The organism is Aliiroseovarius sp. Z3, from assembly GCF_029105185.1.
Lineage (GTDB): Bacteria > Pseudomonadota > Alphaproteobacteria > Rhodobacterales > Rhodobacteraceae > Aliiroseovarius.
This window is the reverse complement of the sequence record NZ_JAFMZK010000001.1, coordinates 252043-271870: the sequence shown is the minus strand read 5'-3', so window position 1 is coordinate 271870 and position 19828 is coordinate 252043. Positions and strand designations below refer to the sequence as shown.

21 protein-coding genes and 1 tRNA gene are annotated in these 19828 nt (G+C 59.1%); 15 read left to right on the top strand and 7 right to left on the bottom strand.

The window, feature by feature from the left end; translation table 11 throughout:
• The first annotated feature begins 44 nt into the window (after window positions 1–44).
• From J3R80_RS01385 to J3R80_RS01325, 13 genes are all read left to right on the top strand, one after another.
• The gene (locus J3R80_RS01385; protein ID WP_275391963.1) at window positions 45–632 is read left to right on the top strand and encodes a thioredoxin family protein; all 588 of its coding nucleotides are present in this window, start codon (window positions 45–47) and stop codon (window positions 630–632) included.
• Window positions 633–709: 77 nt separating this feature from the next.
• Window positions 710–1420 carry a c-type cytochrome gene (locus tag J3R80_RS01380; protein WP_275391962.1) on the top strand — a complete coding sequence of 237 codons (711 nt, stop codon included), beginning with the start codon at window positions 710–712 and terminating at the stop codon, window positions 1418–1420.
• A gap of 78 nt (window positions 1421–1498) precedes the next feature.
• Window positions 1499–2773 carry an NAD(P)/FAD-dependent oxidoreductase gene (locus tag J3R80_RS01375; protein ID WP_275391961.1) on the top strand — a complete coding sequence of 425 codons (1275 nt, stop codon included), beginning with the start codon at window positions 1499–1501 and terminating at the stop codon, window positions 2771–2773.
• Between the two features lie 195 nt (window positions 2774–2968).
• On the top strand, window positions 2969–3355 hold the full coding sequence (locus J3R80_RS01370) for a DUF302 domain-containing protein (protein WP_275392247.1): 387 nt from the start codon (window positions 2969–2971) through the stop codon (window positions 3353–3355).
• 172 nt (window positions 3356–3527) lie between these two features.
• Window positions 3528–3962 (top strand): YeeE/YedE family protein, encoded by a 435-nt coding sequence (locus tag J3R80_RS01365; RefSeq protein ID WP_275391960.1) that lies wholly within the window; start codon window positions 3528–3530, stop codon window positions 3960–3962.
• A 10-nt stretch (window positions 3963–3972) separates the two neighbouring features.
• Window positions 3973–4416 (top strand): YeeE/YedE family protein, encoded by a 444-nt coding sequence (locus J3R80_RS01360; protein ID WP_275391959.1) that lies wholly within the window; start codon window positions 3973–3975, stop codon window positions 4414–4416.
• A 45-nt stretch (window positions 4417–4461) separates the two neighbouring features.
• The gene (locus J3R80_RS01355; protein WP_275391958.1) at window positions 4462–5349 is read left to right on the top strand and encodes an MBL fold metallo-hydrolase; all 888 of its coding nucleotides are present in this window, start codon (window positions 4462–4464) and stop codon (window positions 5347–5349) included.
• Between the two features lie 30 nt (window positions 5350–5379).
• Complete coding sequence (locus J3R80_RS01350; RefSeq protein ID WP_275391957.1) at window positions 5380–5709, top strand: TIGR01244 family sulfur transferase; 330 nt, start codon at window positions 5380–5382, stop codon at window positions 5707–5709.
• Window positions 5710–5751: 42 nt separating this feature from the next.
• Window positions 5752–7554 (top strand): sulfate permease, encoded by a 1803-nt coding sequence (gene sulP / locus J3R80_RS01345; protein WP_275391956.1) that lies wholly within the window; start codon window positions 5752–5754, stop codon window positions 7552–7554.
• A gap of 80 nt (window positions 7555–7634) precedes the next feature.
• Entirely contained in the window at window positions 7635–8402 is a 768-nt protein-coding gene (locus tag J3R80_RS01340; RefSeq protein ID WP_275391955.1) for an SDR family NAD(P)-dependent oxidoreductase, read from the top strand.
• Between the two features lie 134 nt (window positions 8403–8536).
• Window positions 8537–9256 carry an FkbM family methyltransferase gene (locus tag J3R80_RS01335; protein ID WP_275391954.1) on the top strand — a complete coding sequence of 240 codons (720 nt, stop codon included), beginning with the start codon at window positions 8537–8539 and terminating at the stop codon, window positions 9254–9256.
• A gap of 60 nt (window positions 9257–9316) precedes the next feature.
• Window positions 9317–10324, top strand: coding sequence for a tRNA dihydrouridine(20/20a) synthase DusA (gene dusA / locus J3R80_RS01330; protein WP_275391953.1), 1008 nt, complete (start codon window positions 9317–9319; stop codon window positions 10322–10324).
• Window positions 10325–10332: 8 nt separating this feature from the next.
• The gene (locus tag J3R80_RS01325; RefSeq protein ID WP_275391952.1) at window positions 10333–11157 is read left to right on the top strand and encodes a sulfite exporter TauE/SafE family protein; all 825 of its coding nucleotides are present in this window, start codon (window positions 10333–10335) and stop codon (window positions 11155–11157) included.
• Window positions 11158–11160: 3 nt separating this feature from the next.
• Here the strand turns inward: J3R80_RS01325 and J3R80_RS01320 are convergent, their stop codons facing one another.
• The 7 genes from J3R80_RS01320 to J3R80_RS01290 all read right to left on the bottom strand — a co-directional run bounded on the left by J3R80_RS01320 (window position 11161) and on the right by J3R80_RS01290 (window position 17691).
• Window positions 11161–11691, bottom strand: a complete 531-nt coding sequence (locus tag J3R80_RS01320) for an acyl-CoA thioesterase (protein ID WP_275391951.1) — start codon at window positions 11689–11691, stop codon at window positions 11161–11163.
• A gap of 19 nt (window positions 11692–11710) precedes the next feature.
• Window positions 11711–11784, bottom strand: a tRNA-Gly gene (locus J3R80_RS01315).
• Between the two features lie 55 nt (window positions 11785–11839).
• Window positions 11840–13882, bottom strand: a complete 2043-nt coding sequence (locus J3R80_RS01310; protein WP_275391950.1) for an ASKHA domain-containing protein — start codon at window positions 13880–13882, stop codon at window positions 11840–11842.
• 139 nt (window positions 13883–14021) lie between these two features.
• Window positions 14022–15197: a CoA transferase gene (locus J3R80_RS01305; protein WP_275391949.1), complete on the bottom strand. Its 1176-nt coding sequence runs from the start codon at window positions 15195–15197 to the stop codon at window positions 14022–14024.
• 155 nt (window positions 15198–15352) lie between these two features.
• Complete coding sequence (locus J3R80_RS01300; protein WP_275391948.1) at window positions 15353–16426, bottom strand: methyltetrahydrofolate cobalamin methyltransferase; 1074 nt, start codon at window positions 16424–16426, stop codon at window positions 15353–15355.
• Window positions 16427–16429: 3 nt separating this feature from the next.
• Complete coding sequence (locus J3R80_RS01295) at window positions 16430–17368, bottom strand: methylenetetrahydrofolate reductase (protein WP_275391947.1); 939 nt, start codon at window positions 17366–17368, stop codon at window positions 16430–16432.
• Window positions 17369–17394: 26 nt separating this feature from the next.
• Window positions 17395–17691, bottom strand: coding sequence for a virulence factor (locus tag J3R80_RS01290; RefSeq protein ID WP_275391946.1), 297 nt, complete (start codon window positions 17689–17691; stop codon window positions 17395–17397).
• A gap of 278 nt (window positions 17692–17969) precedes the next feature.
• Here J3R80_RS01290 and J3R80_RS01285 point away from each other — a divergent pair, with 278 nt between their 5' ends.
• A complete protein-coding gene (locus tag J3R80_RS01285) occupies window positions 17970–19082 on the top strand; it encodes a Ppx/GppA phosphatase family protein (protein ID WP_275391945.1) in 1113 nt (370 codons plus the stop codon).
• The gene (locus J3R80_RS01280) at window positions 19082–19813 is read left to right on the top strand and encodes an RlmE family RNA methyltransferase (RefSeq protein ID WP_275391944.1); all 732 of its coding nucleotides are present in this window, start codon (window positions 19082–19084) and stop codon (window positions 19811–19813) included. The genes J3R80_RS01285 and J3R80_RS01280 overlap by 1 nt, the downstream gene beginning before the upstream one ends.
• The last annotated feature ends 15 nt before the right edge of the window (window positions 19814–19828 follow it).

Below are 19828 nucleotides of genomic sequence, written 5' to 3'. Positions count from 1 at the left end.
TGACCACGTCTGTGCTAGATTCCGCCGCAACAAAGGAGGGTTCAATGCGCGTTCTCGCTTTATGTCTTGGCATTCTTGCCTATGTGGCCGGATTGCCTGTCGCCGCGGCTGAACTGGGAGATGACGGCTTGCATAAACAGCCGTGGTTTACCGACAGCTTCCTTGAAATGGCCGATGATCTGGCCGAAGCCGGGGCGGAGGGAAAAGACCTTCTGATCCTGATTGAACAACAGGGTTGTCCCTATTGCCGCGAATTGCACGAGGTCAATTTTGCGCGTCAGCAGATTGTGGATTACCTGCAGGAAAACTTCATGGTCGTGCAGTTGAATATGTTCGGTGCACGTGAGGTGGTTGATTTCGACGGAGAGGCGTTGGAGGAACGTGACCTGACCGTGAAATGGGGTGTGAATTTCACACCGACCGTGGTGATTTTCCCCTCGGATGCCTCGGACACCAGCAGCGCCCGGGCGGCCGAAGCGTTTCGGATGCCGGGATATTTCAAGCCGTTCCATTTCTTGAAGTCGTTGGAATACGTGACCTCGGACGCCTATCAATCGCAAGTGTTCCAGCGTTACCTTCAGGATGTGTTCCAGCAAATGGAAGAGAAGGGCGAAACACCTGATGTGTGGTGATGGGTGGCGCAACCAAATGCACAAAACATGATATAAAAATTATTGAGTGAATAAGATTAACTCGTTACGCTTTTTGCATGGGCTGGAATCGCCACATCACGCTTAGCCTGGTTGCCTTGTTTGCCACGGCGTCTCCATCCCTCTCGAACGAGATCGGGGATGCGGACAAGGGCGCGGCGGTGTTTAAAGAATGCTCAAGTTGTCACTCGGTCGGGCAAGGGGCAAAGAACCGCGTCGGGCCACATCTGAACGGTATTTTCGGACGCCGCGCGGCAGGCCTTGACGGCTTCAGGTACTCCAATGGCCTGACACGGATGGGCAAGGACGGTTTGGTCTGGGATTTTGATCTGCTGGATCGCTATGTCGAGAACCCAAAGGCGTTCGCCTCTGATACGCGTATGGCCTACAAAGGGTTGAAGGATGCGGGGCAACGTGCTGATTTACTGGCATATTTGCGCCGGTATTCGGATGATCCCGGCAATATCCCGGAAGCGGCCCCCACAATGGCGGGAACAGATCATTCGGTTGATGCCGCCATTCTTGCCATTCAAGGCGACCCGGAATACGGCGAATACCTGTCGTCCGAATGCACGTCTTGCCACCAGCTGAGCGGTGACAACGACGGTATTCCGGGCATCATCGGCTGGCCGGCTGAGGATTTCGTGGTCGCCATGCACGCCTATAAGGACAAGTTTCGCCCGCATCCGGTGATGCAAATGATGGCAGGTCGGTTGTCCAATGAAGAAATTGCTGCCCTTGCCGCGTATTTCGAGGTTGCTGGGCCATAGTTTAACGGGCCGGACAGGGACGGGTCCGCCCTACGCGAACGGTGCGCGCGACTCCGCACCAAACAGGGAGGAATTCGTATGAAACTGAACAGACGTTTATTCATGGGCGGCGTTGCAGCTGGGGCTGCGGCGGCAACGTTGGCAACGCCGGCGGCGCACGCTTCGAACCAGGGCAAGCCGAAAGTGGTCGTGATCGGAGGTGGTGCAGGCGGGGCGACCGCAGCACGCTATGTCGCCAAGGACAGCAAAGGCGAGATTGATGTCACGCTGATCGAGCCGACGCGCAGCTACTACACCTGCTTTTTCTCGAACCTTTACATCGGCGGATTTCGCGAACTGAATTCGATCGCGCACAGCTATGGTACACTGGCATCTGAATATGGTGTGAACGTCGTCCATGATTGGGCCGTGGGGATCGACCGTGCGGCGCGCACCGTGACACTGGCCGGGGGGGCGACACTGTCCTATGACCGGCTGATCCTGTCGCCCGGCATTGATTTTGTCGAAGGTGCCGTGGATGGTTGGGATGTGTCCCACCAGAATGCCATGCCGCACGCATACAAGGCCGGATCGCAATCCGAACTTTTGAAGGCGCAGATCGAAGCGATGCCCGAAGGCGGCACCTTCGCGATGGTCGCCCCGCCCAATCCGTTCCGCTGCCCGCCCGGGCCGTACGAGCGGATTTCGATGGTGGCGCATGTCCTAAAAGCGAAAAACCCGACCGCGAAAATTATTGTCGCCGATCCGAAAGATAAGTTTTCGAAAATGGCGCTGTTTCAGGAAGGTTGGGGGCTGCACTATGACGGTATGATCGACTGGATCGGGCCCGATTTCGGGGGCGGTGATGTTTCGGTCAACCCGGATGCGATGACGCTGACCATTGATGGGGAAGAAACCAAGGTCGATGTCTGCAATGTGATCCCTGCCATGAAAGCCGGACGCATTTGCGAGATTGCGGGAATCACGGATGGCAATTGGGCGCCGGTTAACCCGCATACAATGCAATCCCGTATGGACGAAAACATCCATGTTTTGGGTGACGCCAGCCAACAAGGCGACATGCCCAAGTCGGGCTTTGCCGCCAACAGTCAGGCCAAGGTGGCCGCGATGGCGGTGCGATCCGCGCTCACGGGGTCGAAGCTGTTCCCGGCCAAGTTTACCAACACCTGCTGGTCGCTGATCGACAGTGACGACGGGGTGAAGGTCGGCGCGAGCTATGAGGCCACGGATGAAAAGATCGCCAAGGTGGACGGTTTCATCAGCCAAACCGGAGAGGATGCCGAGCTGCGCAAAACAACCTATGAAGAAAGCATCGGTTGGTACGCCGGGATCACGTCTGACATGTTCGGCTGACCCTGTTGATTGTATTCGCAGGAAAGAATATGTTTTCGGCAATGACCGGGGCAGGTGTTCTGCCCCGGCGATGTCAGGGGACAGGCCAGGGCCTTGTCCGCTGATCGACAAGGAGTGTCCCTTATGAAAAAGCTACTGACTCTCACCCTGTCTGCCAGTCTTTTTGCAGCGCCCGCACTGGCCGATGACCACGCCATGCAGGAAACAGATCAGGCGATCACATATGCGTTTGATGGTGACTTCGACGACGCCACTTTCGCGGTGGAAACGGCGATTGTCGGCAAAGGGTTGGTGATCGACTATGTCAGCCACACCGGTGCCATGCTTGAACGCACGAAGGGCGATGTTGGCTCTGACGTCAAAATCTATGATGCGGCCGACATCTTCCTTTTTTGCTCGGCGCAAATCAGCCGCGAAGTGATGGAACCTGATCCGATGAATATCGCGTTCTGCCCCTATGGCATCTTTGTCACCGATACGGATGGTGATGTTCGCGTCGGGTATCGCAAGTACCCCGAGGGCGACATGCAGAAGGTTCAGGCCCTGTTGGACGAGATCACGAAAGAGGCCGTGGCCGACTGAACGGCGTCAAATCCCTTGAAAAATCAGACCCCACATGCCCGAATAGCAGGTGGGGCTTGCATGACGTCGGGACGGATCAGAAAAAAATATTCAAAAAATAGAATGTAACTCTTGTTCCCCGTGATACGTGCACCTAACTTAACATGCAAACAGGATATCTGGTGAGGCAGACATGATCGAAACCGAATTTACACCTTGGGCATCTGCATTCGGGGGCGCGCTGATCGGCCTGGCCTCGGTGTTTCTGATGTGGGTGCGCGGCAATGTGTTTGGCGCCACCGGCATTCTGGCAGGGTTTCTGCAACCCAGCAGCTCGACCGACTGGTCGTGGCGCGCGGCCATTCTGGCGGGGATGTTGACCGGTCCGCTGATCTTTCTGGCGGCAACAGGCGGTTTCCCCGCGATCGAAGTGCCGGTGTCCACCCTGTCGATGATCATCGGCGGGCTGATTGTTGGTGTTGGTGTCACCTATGGCTCGGGCTGTACGTCCGGGCACGGTGTGTGCGGCATGGCGCGGTTTTCGCCACGCTCCATCGTTGCCACCCTAACCTTCATGGCAGGCACGGCGGTGGTGGTCTTTCTGACCCGTCACGTCATCGGTCTGTAAGGAGGACGCAATGAAACTTCTATTGACCTATCTGGCAGGTGTCGTGTTTGGGCTTGGGATCGCGATCTCGGGCATGGCAAATCCGGCCAAGGTGTTGAACTTCTTTGATGTCTTCGGGACGTGGGATCCAAGCCTTGCCTTCGTGATGGGCGCAGCCCTTTTGGTCACGGCACCGGGATATATGCTGGTGTTCAAGCGACCAAAACCCGCCTTTGCCGAAAGTTTCAAACTGCCCGGAACAAAGCTGATCGACCGAAAGCTGGTGTTGGGATCCTTCACCTTTGGTCTTGGCTGGGGTCTGGCGGGGTTCTGCCCAGGTGCGGCACTGCCGGTGATCTCGACCGGGAACCCTTCGGTTCTGATTTTCACCGCGTCACTGATCACGGGCATGTTGCTTGCCCGTTGGCTGATTGCAACCACGGCCCGCCGGCAGGACGCCGCTCAGGCCAACTGATACATGGGTGCCAATCGCACCCGCGCAGACAGGAAAGGACATGATATGAAAGACTATCCCGTCAACACGTCCCTCAAACCCGAGGTGAAAGCCTTTTTCGAGGAAGATTCGAACACGATTTCCTATGTGGTCAAAGACCCCGCGTCGACGGCCTGTGCCGTGATCGACAGCGTGATGGACATCGACTATGCCGCCGGGCGCATCACCCATGACCATGCGGACGAGATCATCGCTTACATTCAGGCCGAAGGGTTGGAATTGGAATGGTTGATCGAAACCCATGTACATGCCGACCACCTGTCTGCCGCGCCCTATATTCAGAACAAGCTGGGCGGCAAGATTGGCATCGGGTCGAATATCACCGTGGTGCAAGAGGTGTTTGGCAAGGTCTTCAACGAGGGCACCGAATTCCAGCGCGATGGCAGCCAGTTCGACCAGTTGTTCGAGGATGGCGATACCTACAAAATCGGCGGCATGGACGCGTTTGTCATGCACACGCCCGGCCACACCCCGGCCTGTATGGTCCATGTGATCGGCGACGCGGCCTTCGTTGGTGACACGCTGTTCATGCCCGATGGCGGCTCGGCGCGGGCCGATTTCCCTGGTGGCGACGCGGGCGAGCTTTTCGACAGTATCCAGAAGGTGCTGGCACTGCCCGATGAAACGCGTCTATTCATGTGCCATGATTACGGGCCGAACGGGCGCGATATTCAGTGGGAAACAACGGTGGCAGAAGAAAAAGCCCACAACATCCACGTGGGTGGTGGCAAAACGAAAGAGGAATTCGTGAAGTTCCGCACCGAGCGTGATGCGCAACTGGCCATGCCGCGGCTGATTATCCCGTCGCTTCAGGTCAACATGCGCGCAGGCGACATGCCGCCCGCGGACGAGGATGGCAAGACCTTCCTGAAAGTACCCGTGAACACGCTTTAAGATGACGCTTGGAAAGGCAGTTTGATGCAGATGAAGAAACTCGACGATAAGGTGACGGTTGCTCCACAGATCACCGCCGCTGACATACCGGACATCAAGGCGGCGGGGTTCACCGTGGTCATGTGCAACCGGCCGGATGGTGAAGAACCGGGGCAACCCACATGGTCGGAAATCAGCGCGGCGGCCGAGGCGGCGGGGCTGGCCACGTCATTCCTGCCGATGTCGAACCGGGAAGATGCGTTCGCGGTGATGGACGAGTTCAAGCGCGTGGTCGAGGCCGCGCCGGGACCGGTCTTTGCCTATTGCCGGTCCGGTGCACGTTGCGAAATCCTGTGGATGACTGCGCAAGCCAACGCTTGAATGTTTAGGGGGTAAGCCCCCGTATTGATTGGAAGAACGCTCATGAACGTAGAGCATGATCCGGTGGCGCGTGGCGCTGCCCTAAGACGCTTTGTGCCCATTCTTGACTGGGGTCGGTCCTATGACAGTACCGCGCTGACCTCGGACATGGTGGCGGCGGTGATCGTAACGATCATGCTGATCCCGCAATCGCTGGCCTATGCGCTTTTGGCGGGGCTACCAGCCGAGATGGGGCTTTATGCCTCGATCCTGCCGCTGGTGGCCTATGCCATCTTTGGCACCTCTCGCGCTTTGGCGGTCGGGCCTGTCGCGGTGGTCAGCTTGATGACCGCGGCGGCCATCGGCAATCTTGGGCTGGATAACCCTGCGGATTATGTGCTGGCAGCGATCACGCTGGCCTTTCTATCGGGGCTTATCCTGCTTGTCATGGGCGTGTTCCGGCTGGGCTTTTTGGCGAATTTTCTGAGCCACCCGGTGATTGCCGGGTTCATCACCGCATCCGGCCTTTTGATTGCGACAAGCCAGTTGAAACACATCCTTGGCATCGAAGCGCACGGGCATTCGCTGTTTGACCTCGTTGGTTCGCTGCTGTCCCACATCACCCAAACCAACCTGATCACGCTGGTGATCGGGGCGGGGTCGGTCGCCTTCCTGTTTTGGGTGCGGAAAGGGTTGAAACCGCTGCTTCTGTCATGGGGGCTTGGTCCGCGCATGGCTGATATACTGGCAAAGGCCGGACCGGTGGGGGCGGTTGCGGTGACGACGCTGATCAGCTGGGGGTTCGACCTGCAATCGAAGGGCGTGGCGATCGTGGGCGACGTGCCGCAGGGTCTGCCGCCATTGACCTTCCCTAGTTTTGATACCGACCTATGGACCAGCCTGTTCGGCTCGGCTTTGCTGATCTCGATCATCGGGTTTGTCGAAAGCATCTCGGTCGCGCAAACGCTGGCCGCCAAGAAGCGTCAGCGCATCGTGCCAGATCAGGAACTCGTCGGACTGGGCGCGTCCAACATCGCGGCGGCCATGTCCGGCGGATATCCCGTGACGGGCGGGTTTGCGCGGTCCGTCGTCAATTTCGATGCAGGTGCCGAAACGCCCGCAGCAGGCGCATTCACCGCCATTGGCATTGCCGGCGCCGCGCTGTTCTTGACGCCACTTCTTTTCTTTCTGCCCAAAGCGACGCTGGCCGCAACCATCATCGTCGCGGTGTTGAGCCTTGTGGATTTCCATATCCTGAAAGCCACCTGGGCCTATCACCGCGCCGATTTCACCGCCGTTCTGGCCACAATTCTGCTGACCCTTGGTTTCGGGGTCGAGATCGGGGTGTCTGCTGGCGTGGTTTTGTCCATCGTGCTCTATCTCTACAAAACGTCGCGACCTCATATTGCCGAGGTTGGTCTGATCCCCGGCACCCAGCATTTCCGAAACATCAATCGCCACAAGGTGCTAACCCATCCCGAACTGGTAACGCTGCGACTGGATGAAAACCTCTACTTCGCCAATGCGCGGTTTATCGAGGACTACCTTCTTGCCCGTGTTGCGAAAGGTGGCATCAAGCATGTCGTTCTTATGTGTTCGGCGGTGAACGAGATCGACCTGTCTGCGCTGGAGACGCTTGAGGAATTGAACCGCCAGTTGGGCGACGCGGGCATCACGCTGAGCTTGTCCGAGGTTAAGGGCCCGGTGATGGACCGTCTGATGCGCACGCATTTTGTCGAGAGCCTGACGGGTTGTGTATATCTGACGCAATTTGCCGCGATGCAGGCCTTGGGACCGGTTGATGGCGCCGCGCCGGTTTGCAACGGTACGGAGCAGGAAAAGACGGGGCAGGGCGACGCTGCGTAACTTTTCAGGCGCTCAGGGATTTATTGAACGCTTGTACAATTCTTGCTATGTGGCCCCAGATCAAAAGCGGAGGGCTTGTCATGCAGATCACCGAAAACACCGTTGCCATCGTCACCGGAGGCGCGTCTGGATTGGGCGGCGCCGTGGTGCAGGCGCTGGCTGACGCCGGTGCAAAAGTTGGCATTTTCGATCTGAACGACGAAGCCGGACAAGCGATGGCCCAAAAGGTTGGCGGCAGCTTCGCCAGGGTGGATGTCTCAGACCCTGCCTCGGTCGCAGAGGGGTTCAAAACCCTGCGTGCGGCCCATGGGCAGGAACATATCCTGGTCAATTGCGCGGGCATCGCACCCGCATCGAAAACGCAGTCGAAGGGTGAACCGCACGATCCCGGCATCTTCGCCAAAACCATCGGTGTGAACCTGATTGGAACTTTCAACTGCGCCAGCCAAGCGGCAGCGGGCATGTCGCAAACCGATCCGCTGACCGAGGATGGTGAACGGGGCGTGATCGTCAACACCGCATCTATCGCAGCCTTTGACGGGCAGATCGGGCAGCTGGCCTATGCCGCGTCCAAGGGGGGCGTTGTGGGTATGACGCTTCCAATGGCCCGCGACCTGATGCGCGACGGCATCCGCGTGATGTCCATCGCGCCGGGCATCTTCAAGACACCGATGGTCGCAGGACTGCCGCAAGAGGTGCAGGACAGTCTTGGCGCACAAGTCCCGTTCCCGTCACGTCTTGGCGATCCTGCGGAATATGCCGCGATGGTATGCCATATCGTGGAAAACAGCATGCTGAACGGAGAGGTCATCCGACTGGACGGCGCAATCCGTATGGCCCCGCGCTAGGGTTTCGACGTGTTTGGATCCTGCACATGGCCCCGTCGTGCAGGATTGATCTTGGCTGACCAGTAGGGCAGGTTGGCCCGGATCACCACGGTCGACCTAATGGTTGTGCATCAGAGGAAAAGGGGCATCTGCTCGTGACACAGCGCCGCGAATACACCACTCCGGATGCGCCAGAGATCGTCGCGACATATCACGGGGTCGAGGTGCCGGATGCACCTCATCTTGGTCCGACGATGATCGCCAACATGAAGGCTGGACGCTACGAACGGCGCGAAGTTGAAGCGGCCCTTGCGCTGATCAAATCCAGAGATCGGGTGGTCGAAATGGGTGCAGGTACCGGCGTCGTTGGTGCTGTGATCGCGAAGAACTGCCAGCCAGAAGCGATCACGTCGTTCGAGGCAAATCACAAACTGATTGATCACGCCCGCGCGCTCTATGACCATAACGGATTGGCGAACCTGATCTCTTTGCGGTATCAGATCGTTATTTCTGAACCCACGCCCCCTGAAACGGTGGAATTCTTCATTCGCGGAAACTTTCTTGGGTCAGGTATGACCATTACAAAGGGGCAGGCGACCGCCGAGAAGGTGCAGGTGCCCGTTGCCGCCTGGGCCGACATTAAGGCCGAATGTCAGCCGACGGTTCTGGTGATGGACATAGAAGGGGCAGAGCTTGGCTTCTTTCGCCATGCGGATCTGTCCGGAATACATACCATGATTGTCGAGCTGCATCGGCATATCTATCACCGGCCCGGCATGCGCGAAATTCGCGATGGATTGGCGGCACAAGGATTTGTTGAAAATCCCCAGCTTTCGCGGGGCGGTGTTTTCGCGTTTGAACGCCCCCCTCAATGATGTCTCTCACCAAATGGTGACATCTGGCATTCGTCACGCCGTTCCATTATGTAGCGCGCGATGAACACCAACAAAGACATAACCCGTGCCGCCCGCCTGTCTGTCGCCCCTATGATGGATTGGTCGGATCGTCATTGCCGGTATTTCCACCGGCTGATGACGCGACACACGCTGCTTTACACCGAGATGGTCACAGCGCCCGCATTGGTGCGGGGTGGCGCCGTACATCTGTTGGACTACAATTCCGAGGAACATCCGGTCGCGGTGCAACTGGGCGGCTCGGACCCAAAAGAGCTTGCGGCGGCCACGAAGATGTGTGTCGAGCGTGGCTATGACGAGGTGAACCTGAATGTTGGTTGCCCCTCGGACCGGGTGCAGTCGGGCACGTTCGGGGCGGTTTTGATGCGCGATGCACCACTGGTGGCGGCCTGTATGTCTGCGATGAATGATGCCGCGCAAGGCATTGATGTCACTGTTAAATGCAGAATTGGGGTGGACGAACAAAGCCCCGATGAAGTGCTGCCGTTCTTTCTTGAAACGGTCGCTGCTGCAGGTGTCTCGCGTTTCACGATCCATGCGCGAAAGGCGTGGCTTCAAGGGCTAAGCCCGAAAGAAAACCGGGACATTCCACCGCTGGATTATCCCTTGGTGCATCGGATAAAAGCAGCTTTTCCAACTCTGCATCTGTCGATCAATGGCGGGATCACCACGTTGGACGAGGCGCAGGCACATCTGGATGTGATGGACGGGGTGATGATCGGTCGTGCCGCCTATCACGATCCGGCTTCGGTGCTGTTGGGGGTGGATCAGGCGATTTTCGGTGACATCGCACGCCCGCGCAGTGCGCATGAGGTCGTCGAGGCGATGTATCCTTATATCGAGGCGCAATTGGCCAAGGGCGTACGCCTGCACTCAATCACGCGTCATATGCTGGGCACTTTCACGGGGCGACCCGGTGCGCGGAAATGGCGGCGTATCCTGTCGGAAGGGGCGACGCGGGATGGGGCAGGGGTTGCGTTGGTGGCCGGGGCGCTATCACGTGTACCCGAACACGTCCCTGCAAGCTGAGAACACGCATGCCAGATATTTCAGTTCTTCTGCCAATGGCCGCCCTTTTGTTGGCGATCGGCGCGTTCGCGGGTGTCCTGGCCGGGTTGTTGGGCGTCGGCGGTGGTATCGTGCTGGTGCCTGCGTTTTTCTATGCTTTTACGGCGCTGGGATATGCCTCTGACCAATTGATGCAAATCTGTCTGGCCACATCGCTTGCCACGATCATCGTGACCTCGCTTCGGTCGGTGCACGCGCACAATCGCAAGGGCGCGGTGGAATGGGATATCCTGAAGACATGGGCGCCCGGTATTGCGGTGGGGGCGGTGATTGGAGTGCTGGTAGCCTCGGGCCTGCGTTCAACCGTGTTGCAGGCGATCTTTGGGGGCCTGGGGCTGGTGATCGGCGCCTATCTGGGGCTTGGTCGTGCCAATTGGCGGCTGGCGGAGGCGATGCCGACCGGGTTGCGCCGCGCGGTGCTCTCACCGATCCTTGGGTTTCTGTCGGTCCTGATGGGCATCGGCGGCGGCAGCTTCGGCGTGCCCCTGATGACATTGCATGGCCGTCCAATCCACAACGCGGTGGCCACGGCGGCAGGGTTCGGCGTTCTGATCGCCGTGCCGTCGGTGCTTGGTTTCCTGCTGGTGTCTATTGAACCAGCGGCGCGACCGCCCTTCACAATTGGTGCGGTCAACCTGCCTGCCTTCGCGCTGGTGGTGGCCATGACGATGATCACCACGCCTTACGGGGTTAAAATCGCCCATGCGATGGACCCTAAGCCCTTAAAGCGCGTGTTCGCAGTGTTCCTGACATTGGTGGCCCTGAACATGCTGCGCAAGGCGTTGGTGGGGTAGGCGTCAGGCAGGGCCCTCGGCACCCTCGGACAGGAAGACTTGGATGGTTTCAGTGCGCAGAGGGCGCTTTGTCACCCCGTCCTGTTCCAGCGTCACGATCACGCTTTCCGATCCGCACATCAGTTCGCCATCCACATAAGCACCGTACTCCATCACGAAGGAACTGTTGCGAAAGCTCTTCGTACGGGCGGTGATGACATAATTGTCGCCCAGATGCAGGGGCTTGAAGTATCGCGCGTAATTCGTCGCCAGCACCACTTGGGGATCGTCGTCCTGATAGCTTGTGACGTGAACATGGGCGAAATAGGGAATGCGGATGGATTCAAACCACCGGAAATAGGCGACGTTGTTGACGTGGTTCAACGCGTCCAACTCGTGAAACCGCACGCGGTCTGCCAGCCCGTAGTTCCAGCCCTTGGGCACACCGACGCTTTGCAGTTGCGTGGCATTCAGGGGCGTGACCAGTGGAATATGGGCAAACGGATCGGACATCGAGACACCTTGGCGTTTCGCCAGCTGCGCTGGTGTCGGCATCCGGCGATGGTTGGGAAACTGGAGCGGGTGAAGGGAATCGAACCCTCGTCGTCAGCTTGGGAAGCTGCTGCTCTACCATTGAGCTACACCCGCGATGGGTTTTGGTTATGCCACTCGCGATGGAGCGTCAAGTGGATGTATGCGTGCGTCAGCCCCGCCGCCGTCTGCGCCGCCGTCCGCTGTCTTCGCCTTCACCACCGCCGGCATTGAAGCTAAGGTCGGGAAGGGCGACGATGCTGCGCAGGATGGGGAACGGTTCGACCGCGTTGGGCATGGCCGAGGCATTGACGAAATGCTCTTGAAAGCGTGGCTCGACCGCGGTTTCAATTTTCTGGATTTTACGCACGGTGTCTTCGATTTCAGCCCGGGCGGCCCGGTTCAACAGCGCGATACGTGCACCAGTGCCCGCAGCATTGCCCGCTGACGTCACCTTGTCCAATAGGCAATCCGGGATCATGCCCAAAACCATCGCATGCTTGGCCGAAATATGCGCGCCAAAGGCCCCGGCCAAGACCACGCGATCCACGTGATCGACGCCGCGCTTGTCCATCAACAGGCGCGCACCGGAATAAAGCGCCGCCTTGGCCATCTGGATGGCGCGGATATCGGCGTTGGTGACAGCAATCGGGCCACTATCGTCGTCGCCATCCCACAAGCGATAGGAATAGGTGCGCCCATCGGCAAAGCAACGGGCGGTGCCAGTCTGTTCCGGCGACCCGATCAGACCACCAGCATCGACCAACCCAGCCATCCGCATCTCGGCAATCACCTCGATGATCCCCGAGCCGCAGATGCCGGTCACACCTGTGGTGGCAATCGCCACGTCAAAGCCTTCATCGGTGGACCAAAGGTCCGATCCGATCACTTTGAAGCGCGGCTCTTTGGTGGTGGGGTCGATTTCGACCCGTTCGATTGCGCCGGGGGCCGCGCGCTGGCCTGCGCTGATCTGTGCGCCTTCGAAGGCGGGGCCAGTGGGCGAAGAACAGGCCATCACGCCCGTCTTGTCGCCCAGCAAAATCTCGGCATTGGTGCCCACATCGACCACCAGCACAAGATCGTCGGACTTGTCGGGGGCTTCGGACAGAGCCACCGCCGCTGCATCGGCGCCCACATGGCCCGCGATGCAGGGCAACAGATAGACCCGCGCCGAATGGTGAACCGACAGAATCAGATCATCCGCGCGCAGGCGAAGCGCATTCGAGGTTGCCAGCGCAAACGGGGCCTGTCCCAGCTCGAACGGATCAATGCCCAGAAGCAAGTGATGCATCACCGGATTGCACACCACGACCACATCCATGATCAGCGATTTATCAATCTCGGCCTCGGATGCGATTTGGGTGAACAGCGCGTTCAGCCCTTCACGCACAGCGTCGGTCATTTCCTGCGCGCCCGTGGGGTTCATCATGGAATAGCTGACCCGGCTCATCAGGTCTTCGCCAAACCGGATTTGTGGGTTCATCAAGCCCGAAGAGGCAACGACATCGCCCGTTGCCAGATCGCACAGATGGGCCGCGATGGTGGTTGATCCAAGGTCGATGGCCACGCCGTAAACGGCACCTTCATAATATCCGGGCCACAGGTGCATGATGCGGGGTGGGTTTTCCTCGTCGCCCAAATGGACGGCCACCGTAACCTTCCATTCGCCCTTGCGCAGAACCGGTTGCAGACCTTGCAGGATATGCAGATCGGCCTTCACGTCCTCAAGCTCCCACTGCTCGCGCAGGGCAACGACCAGACGTTCCAGATCGCCGGACGGTTCGTGCATGTCGGGCTCTTCCACCGCGACATAAAACAGCTTCACCAGCGGGTCGAGCGTGATGTCCCGTGCCTCGGCCCGTTTGCGCACGACCTGTTTGTGCACCTGGCTTTCCGGCGGCACGTCGATGACCACATCGCCCTGAACGGTGGCCTGACAGCCCAGCCGACGCCCCTTGGGCAGGCCGCGAATATCGTCATAGCGTTGTTCGACCTTGTTCCAATCGGACAAGGCGTCTTCGCGCACCGTGACACCGTGCTTGGGAAATTCGCCATAGCTGGGCGTGATCTGGCATTTCGAACAGATGCCACGCCCCCCGCACACACTGTCCAGATCGACGCCAAGCTGGCGGGCGGCGGTCAGAATGGGCGTGCCCACGGCGAACCGGCCCCGTTTGCCGGAGGGCGTGAAAACAACCAAAGGATCCTGTGACATGCGCGCATCTTCCCTGATGAGTTTCGCCCAATCTACGGAAGGCGCTGGCAGGTGCAATGCCTGCCAGCGGCATCTTTGGTTTGGAAACGTCTTTTTCGCCAGAGGTGGCTGGAATCAGACGGTTATCGGCTGCGATGGATCACTCGGCAGGGCGCATGGCTGTTTCCCGTTGGTCAAGCCACGCCAGAATGTCAGCACGGTCGCCATCCAGCATGGGGGCCGCCCCGGCCACGGTCATGTCGGGCAGGCCCGACATCTTGATCGGATTGCCGGCGGCTTTGAAGGACCGATCATCATTTGGGGCAGGCATGTCCACGACCATGTTGCGCGCTAGGATTTGTGGATCCTGCATCGCTTCGGCCACGTTCTGAATGGGCGCGCAGGGGATACCTGACGCGGTGAACAGCTCGAACCAATAGGCGCGGGGATGGGCAAGTGTGATGGCCTCGATCTTGCGTCTGAGCAACATTACGTTCTCGCACCGCGCCAGATTGGTGGAAAATTCATCCCATTTCGCCCATTTCGGTTTGCCAATGATCTCACAGAATCGTTTGAACAGGGTGTCATTGCCGCAGGCGATGACCATCAGCCCGTCCTTGGTGTGATAGGTTTCGAACGGCGCGATCGAGGGATGGCGCGCACCTGACGGCCCCGGCGGAATGCCGGTTTCGCCGGTGATGGCGACCGCATGTTCCAGAATGGCCAATTGACTGTCCAGCATGGCAATGTCGACCTTCTGCCCTTTGCCGGTTTTCAGACGTTGGTAGAGTGCGGCCAGCAGCCCGTGACCCAGAAACATCCCGGCGACAATATCCCCAACCGAGGCGCCGACGCGGACCGGTTCGCGGTTTTTTTCACCGGTGATCGACATCACGCCGCCGCGCGCCTGCACCACCATGTCATAGGCCGGGCGTTCGGCGTCCGGCCCGGTATGCCCGAACCCGGAAACCGCGCCATATATCAGGTGGGGGTGTTTGGCCGACAGGCTGTCCCAGCCATAGCCCAGACGTTCCATCACACCGGGGCGATAGTTTTCCATTACCACGTCAACTTGACCAAGAAGCCGTTCAAAAACAATCCGGTCCGCGTCATCCTTAAGGTCAAGAGCGATGGATTGTTTGTTGCGGTTGATGGTGGCGAAATAGGCGCTGAAACCATCGCGAAACGGCGGGAAATGGCGCGTATCATCGCCGGTGCCGGGCTGTTCGACCTTGATCACCTTGGCCCCAAGGTCCGACAGGATCATCGAACAATACGGCCCCGCCAGAACATGAGTCAGATCAAGAATGGTGATGTCTTCCAAAGGGGCGCTCATCGGTATTTCCTTTCCGGTTTCGCTAAACTCAGTTAGCGATCACGGGCCATCGCGACCTTGAGGCAGATCAATGGCGATCGAACCAGTCCTGACGTCAAGCATAAAAAACGGGCCCGCACCGCGCGGACCCGTCTGTCAATTACCCGTTGTCGTCGTCAGGCGCGGCGGCGGCGTCCGCCGCGGCGTCCGCCTGCGGCCCCGGCAGCACCCGAATTGACCGAGTTGAACTTGATCCATTCAGCCCCGCCATCGTCGTTGTTGGTCAGGAAGTTGGCGGCGCGGATGGCTTCCATTTCCTTACCGGCCCTGGGTTTGGTCGATCCAAGCCCAAACAACTGGCAGAACGTCTCGTCATCCATGTCGGCCGGGATCACGATGCCTTTGGCCTCTACCTCGGCCTTTTTTTCCGCCAGTTTGGTCGGGCCAACGGGCAGGGCGACCGGGTTCATGATCGCGGACGTCATACCAGCGCCCATTGCCATCGGCAGGAACGCGTTGTTGATACCGTGACGGTTGGGCAGACCGAACGAGATGTTGGACGCGCCGCAGGTCGTGTTGACGCCCAGCTCCTCGCGCAGACGACGCACCAGGGTGAAGACCTGAAGGCCCGCCGTGCCCATCGCACCGATTGGCATGACCAGCGGGTCAACCACGATATCGTGGGCGGGGATGCCGAAATCGGCAGCACGCTCGACGATTTTCTTGGCAACTGCGAAACGCACATCGGGGTCTTCCGAGATGCCGGTATCATCGTTTGAAATCGCCACCACCGGCACGTTGTATTTCTTGACCAGCGGCAGAACCATTTCCAACCGTTCTTCTTCTCCGGTGACCGAGTTCAGAAGCGGGCGGCCATTGGCAGCTTTCAGGCCAGCCTCAAGCGCGCCGGGAACAGAGGAGTCGATGCAGAGCGGGCAGTCGGTGACGGCCTGCACCGTTTCCACCAATTGGCGCATCAGGTCCGGTTCAACGAAGTTGTTGTCCGCATAGCGCGGGTCCTCGGCCATCTTGTTGGAAAACACAGCACCCGAGTTGATGTCCAGCACCGTTGCCCCTGCTGCAACCTGTGCCACCGCATCGCTTTCGACACGGCTGAAATCGCCCGCTTCCAGTTCGGCGTTCAGCACCTTGCGCCCGGTTGGGTTGATGCGTTCGCCGATCACGCAGAACGGTTGGTCAAAGCCAATGATTGCAGTTTTTGTTTGCGATTCAACGATGGTACGGGTCATTCTTTATCCTTTGGTCATGTTGACTGGGGCGGTGTTTTCGCCGCCGTTTTCGATGGCCCAGTTGGCATTGGTCTTGATCCCGCCCAGCGGGAAGAAATGCACCTGAGTGATGTTGAAGTCGGGATTGGCCATCTTGTGGTTGGCCAATTCGTTCAGAACCTCGGTTGGTTCATAAGGCAGAAGCAGCTTTGTCACGTCCATCGCGCGTTTTTGCAGCACTTTCAGCGACGGGCCGACGCCGCAGGCGATGGCGAACTTGATCAGCGTCTGCAGCTTGGCGGGGCCGGCGATGCCGATATGGATGGGCAGGTCAACGCCAGCTTCTTTCAAGCCGTCTGCCCATTTGATGATCGGGGCAGCTTCAAACGCGAACTGCGTGGCAAGCGCCATCTTCGCGTCGGTGCGTTCCGAGAATTTCTGTTTCCACAGAAGGGCTTCCATGACGTTCTTGCGCGACCCATCCGGGTCGATATCCTTGTTGCCTTCCGGGTGGCCAGCAACGTTCAGCTGGGTGAACCCGGCCTTGTCGAACAGTCCGGTTTCCAGAAGTTGCATCGAGCAGTGGAAATCGCCATGGGGCTTTTCAACACCACCGGCCAGCAGAAGTGCCTGCTTCACATTGGCTTCACCCTGATAGCGGGCAATCCAGTCGGCCAGTGTGGCTTCGTCCTTGATAATGCGCGCGGGAAAGTGCGGCATGACCTCGAAGCCTTCGGCGTTGATGCGCTTGGCGGTGGCGACCATGTCCTCGATCGGTGTGCCGTCGATATGCGCGATATAGACGCGTGTGCCTTCGGGCAGCAGGTCGCGGAAATCCTCGACCTTCTCGGCGGTCCGGGGCATCACCTCGATCGAATAGCCTTTCAGGAACGCCTGAAGGGCGGGGGATGCGGGCGTGGCCTGACCTTCGGTCGGCTTCTTGCGGAAGTTCAACAGCGCCATGGCTGCCTCCTTTATGCGAGACAGGCTTACGCCCATCCGTCGTTGCCAATCAGAGCGATCAGCCGCTCTTTGTCATAATCCGCGTCGATCTTTGCAGCTTCGGCCGCCGCGATCTCGTGCGGGTCTCCGTCCACGGTGTAGGGGGCAGCCTTGCGCCACTCCGCCAGATACGCATCGCTGTCCTCAGCGCCGATCTTCATGGCGGCCCGGTCAATGGCCTGTTCGAACCGCTCGGGCAGCGGGGCCTTGGCCCCACGGCGCCCTTTGCCGACGATCACCTGGGCGGGAATGTCCCTCCAAAATACGATGGTTACGTCTGGCATGCGAATCTTCCTCCTCCGCTGTCCTTTACCTACGCGTGGGCAGGGCGTTTCCTGCGTCGTTTTTCGACATCACGCAGACCACAAGCGACCTGTATGACCCGGATTGGCCCAAGTGGGATACGTCAGATGGGGCGGTGCTGCCATGGGGGTAGGACTGAAATATTCTCAAGATGATTATGTGTGCCGACGAATTTGTGCGCCCAACATGCAGGGAAGGGATTGTCAGAACCCCAGCGCAGCCCTATCTTGAGGGTAACTTGAAATGGAGGGCGTGAGCTATGGCGCCCAAGCGTCCCAAAGGTGCGGGCGCGTTCCCGAAAGCGGTCGATACCCCCGCGCCGTCACCCGTGGATCCGGCCAGCCTGTATGCGGCTTTGGACCTTGGAACAAACAGTTGTCGAATGCTGGTTGCCCAACCGAAGGGAAGCCAGTTTCATGTCGTGGACAGCTTCTCGAAATCCGTGCAGCTTGGCAACGGGCTGGAGGCGTCGGGCAGGTTAAGCCGGTCGTCGATGTCGCGCACCGTTCAGGCGCTGCGGATCTGTCGCAAGAAGCTGATCAAGCATGACGTGAAACGGATGCGCCTTGTGGCGACCGAAGCCTGTCGCCGGGCATCGAACGGCAAGAGCTTTATGAACTATATCCGGCGTGAAACCGGGCTGGAGCTTGAGATCATCAAGCCCGAGGAAGAGGCGCGCCTTGCCGTCGTCTCCTGCGCGCCGCTCGTGTCCACGAAAACCGAACAGTTGCTGGTTGTTGATATCGGTGGCGGCTCGACCGAGCTGGTCTGGATCGACCTGTCGAAAGTGCCCTCATTGGAACGCCCGCGCGCGATCATGCGCATGGGTCGTGGCTTCGTTGGCGGTGTCAGTGATTTTCCCGCCGCCAGCGTTGTGGATTGGATTTCCGTGCCTTTGGGCGTCGCCACCTTGCGCGAGATGTTTGACGACGTGGAAGATGACGCGGGCCGCTATGCGCTGATGTCGGTGCATTTCGAAGAACAACTTGCGGGTTTCAGCCCGTTTCACCACGAACCACCCCGCGAAGGGTTCCAGATCATCGGCACATCCGGCACCGTGACCACCGTGGCCGCAACCCATCTGGGTCTGCGCCGCTATGACCGCACCAAGGTCGATGGGTTGCGCATGACCTCGGACCAGATCGAGCGCGTGATCCAGGGCTATCTGGCGCTGGGTCCGCAGGGGCGGCGGATGAATTCGCATATTGGTCGTGACCGGCAATCCCTGATCATGTCTGGCGCTGCGATCCTTCAGGCGTTATTGCGGGTCTGGCCCACGGATCGGCTGAGTGTCGCGGACCGCGGCCTGCGCGAGGGCATCTTGTATTCGCAGATGTCTGCGGACGGCGTTTTGGAAGGCGGACCATTCTGATGACAGGCACAGGTGGCAAAAAAGGCGGTCGGGTGCGCAAAAGCTCGGGCCGCGGGCAGCGGGATTTGACCGTGAAGGTGAAAACCGCACGCGGTCGGCGCAACAGCTCGACCCGGTGGTTGCAGCGACAGTTGAACGACCCATATGTGCAGCGCGCCAAGGCAGAAGGCTATCGCGGGCGCGCCGCCTTCAAGATCATGGAACTGGACGACAAGTTCCGGTTTCTGGTGAATGGCGCCCGCGTGGTTGATCTGGGCTGTGCGCCCGGGGGCTGGGCGCAGGTCGCCGTGCCACGCATCAATGCACTGGGCGAGAAAAGCGGCAAGAAGGTCGGTACGTTCCTGGGCATTGACTTGCAAGAGGTCGAGCCGCTGGCGGGTGCCACGTTCCATCAGCTCGACTTCATGGAAGACGATGCGGATGTGAAGGTGAAAGAGCTGTTGGGCGGTAAGGCCGATGTGGTCATGTCCGACATGGCGGCGTCCAGTTCGGGTCACAAGCAGACCGACCATTTGCGGATCATTGCCCTGTGTGAGGCCGCGGCCTATTTCGCCTTTGACGTGTTGGACGAGGGCGGCACCTTTGTGGCAAAGGTTCTGGCAGGTGGTGCCGAGGGCGAGCTGCAAAAGCTGCTCAAACTGAAGTTTGAGAAGGTCATGAATGTCAAACCGCCGTCCAGCCGGTCAGACAGTTCCGAGAAATTCGTGGTTGCCATGGGCTTCAAGGGCTGAGGAACCACGGGGATG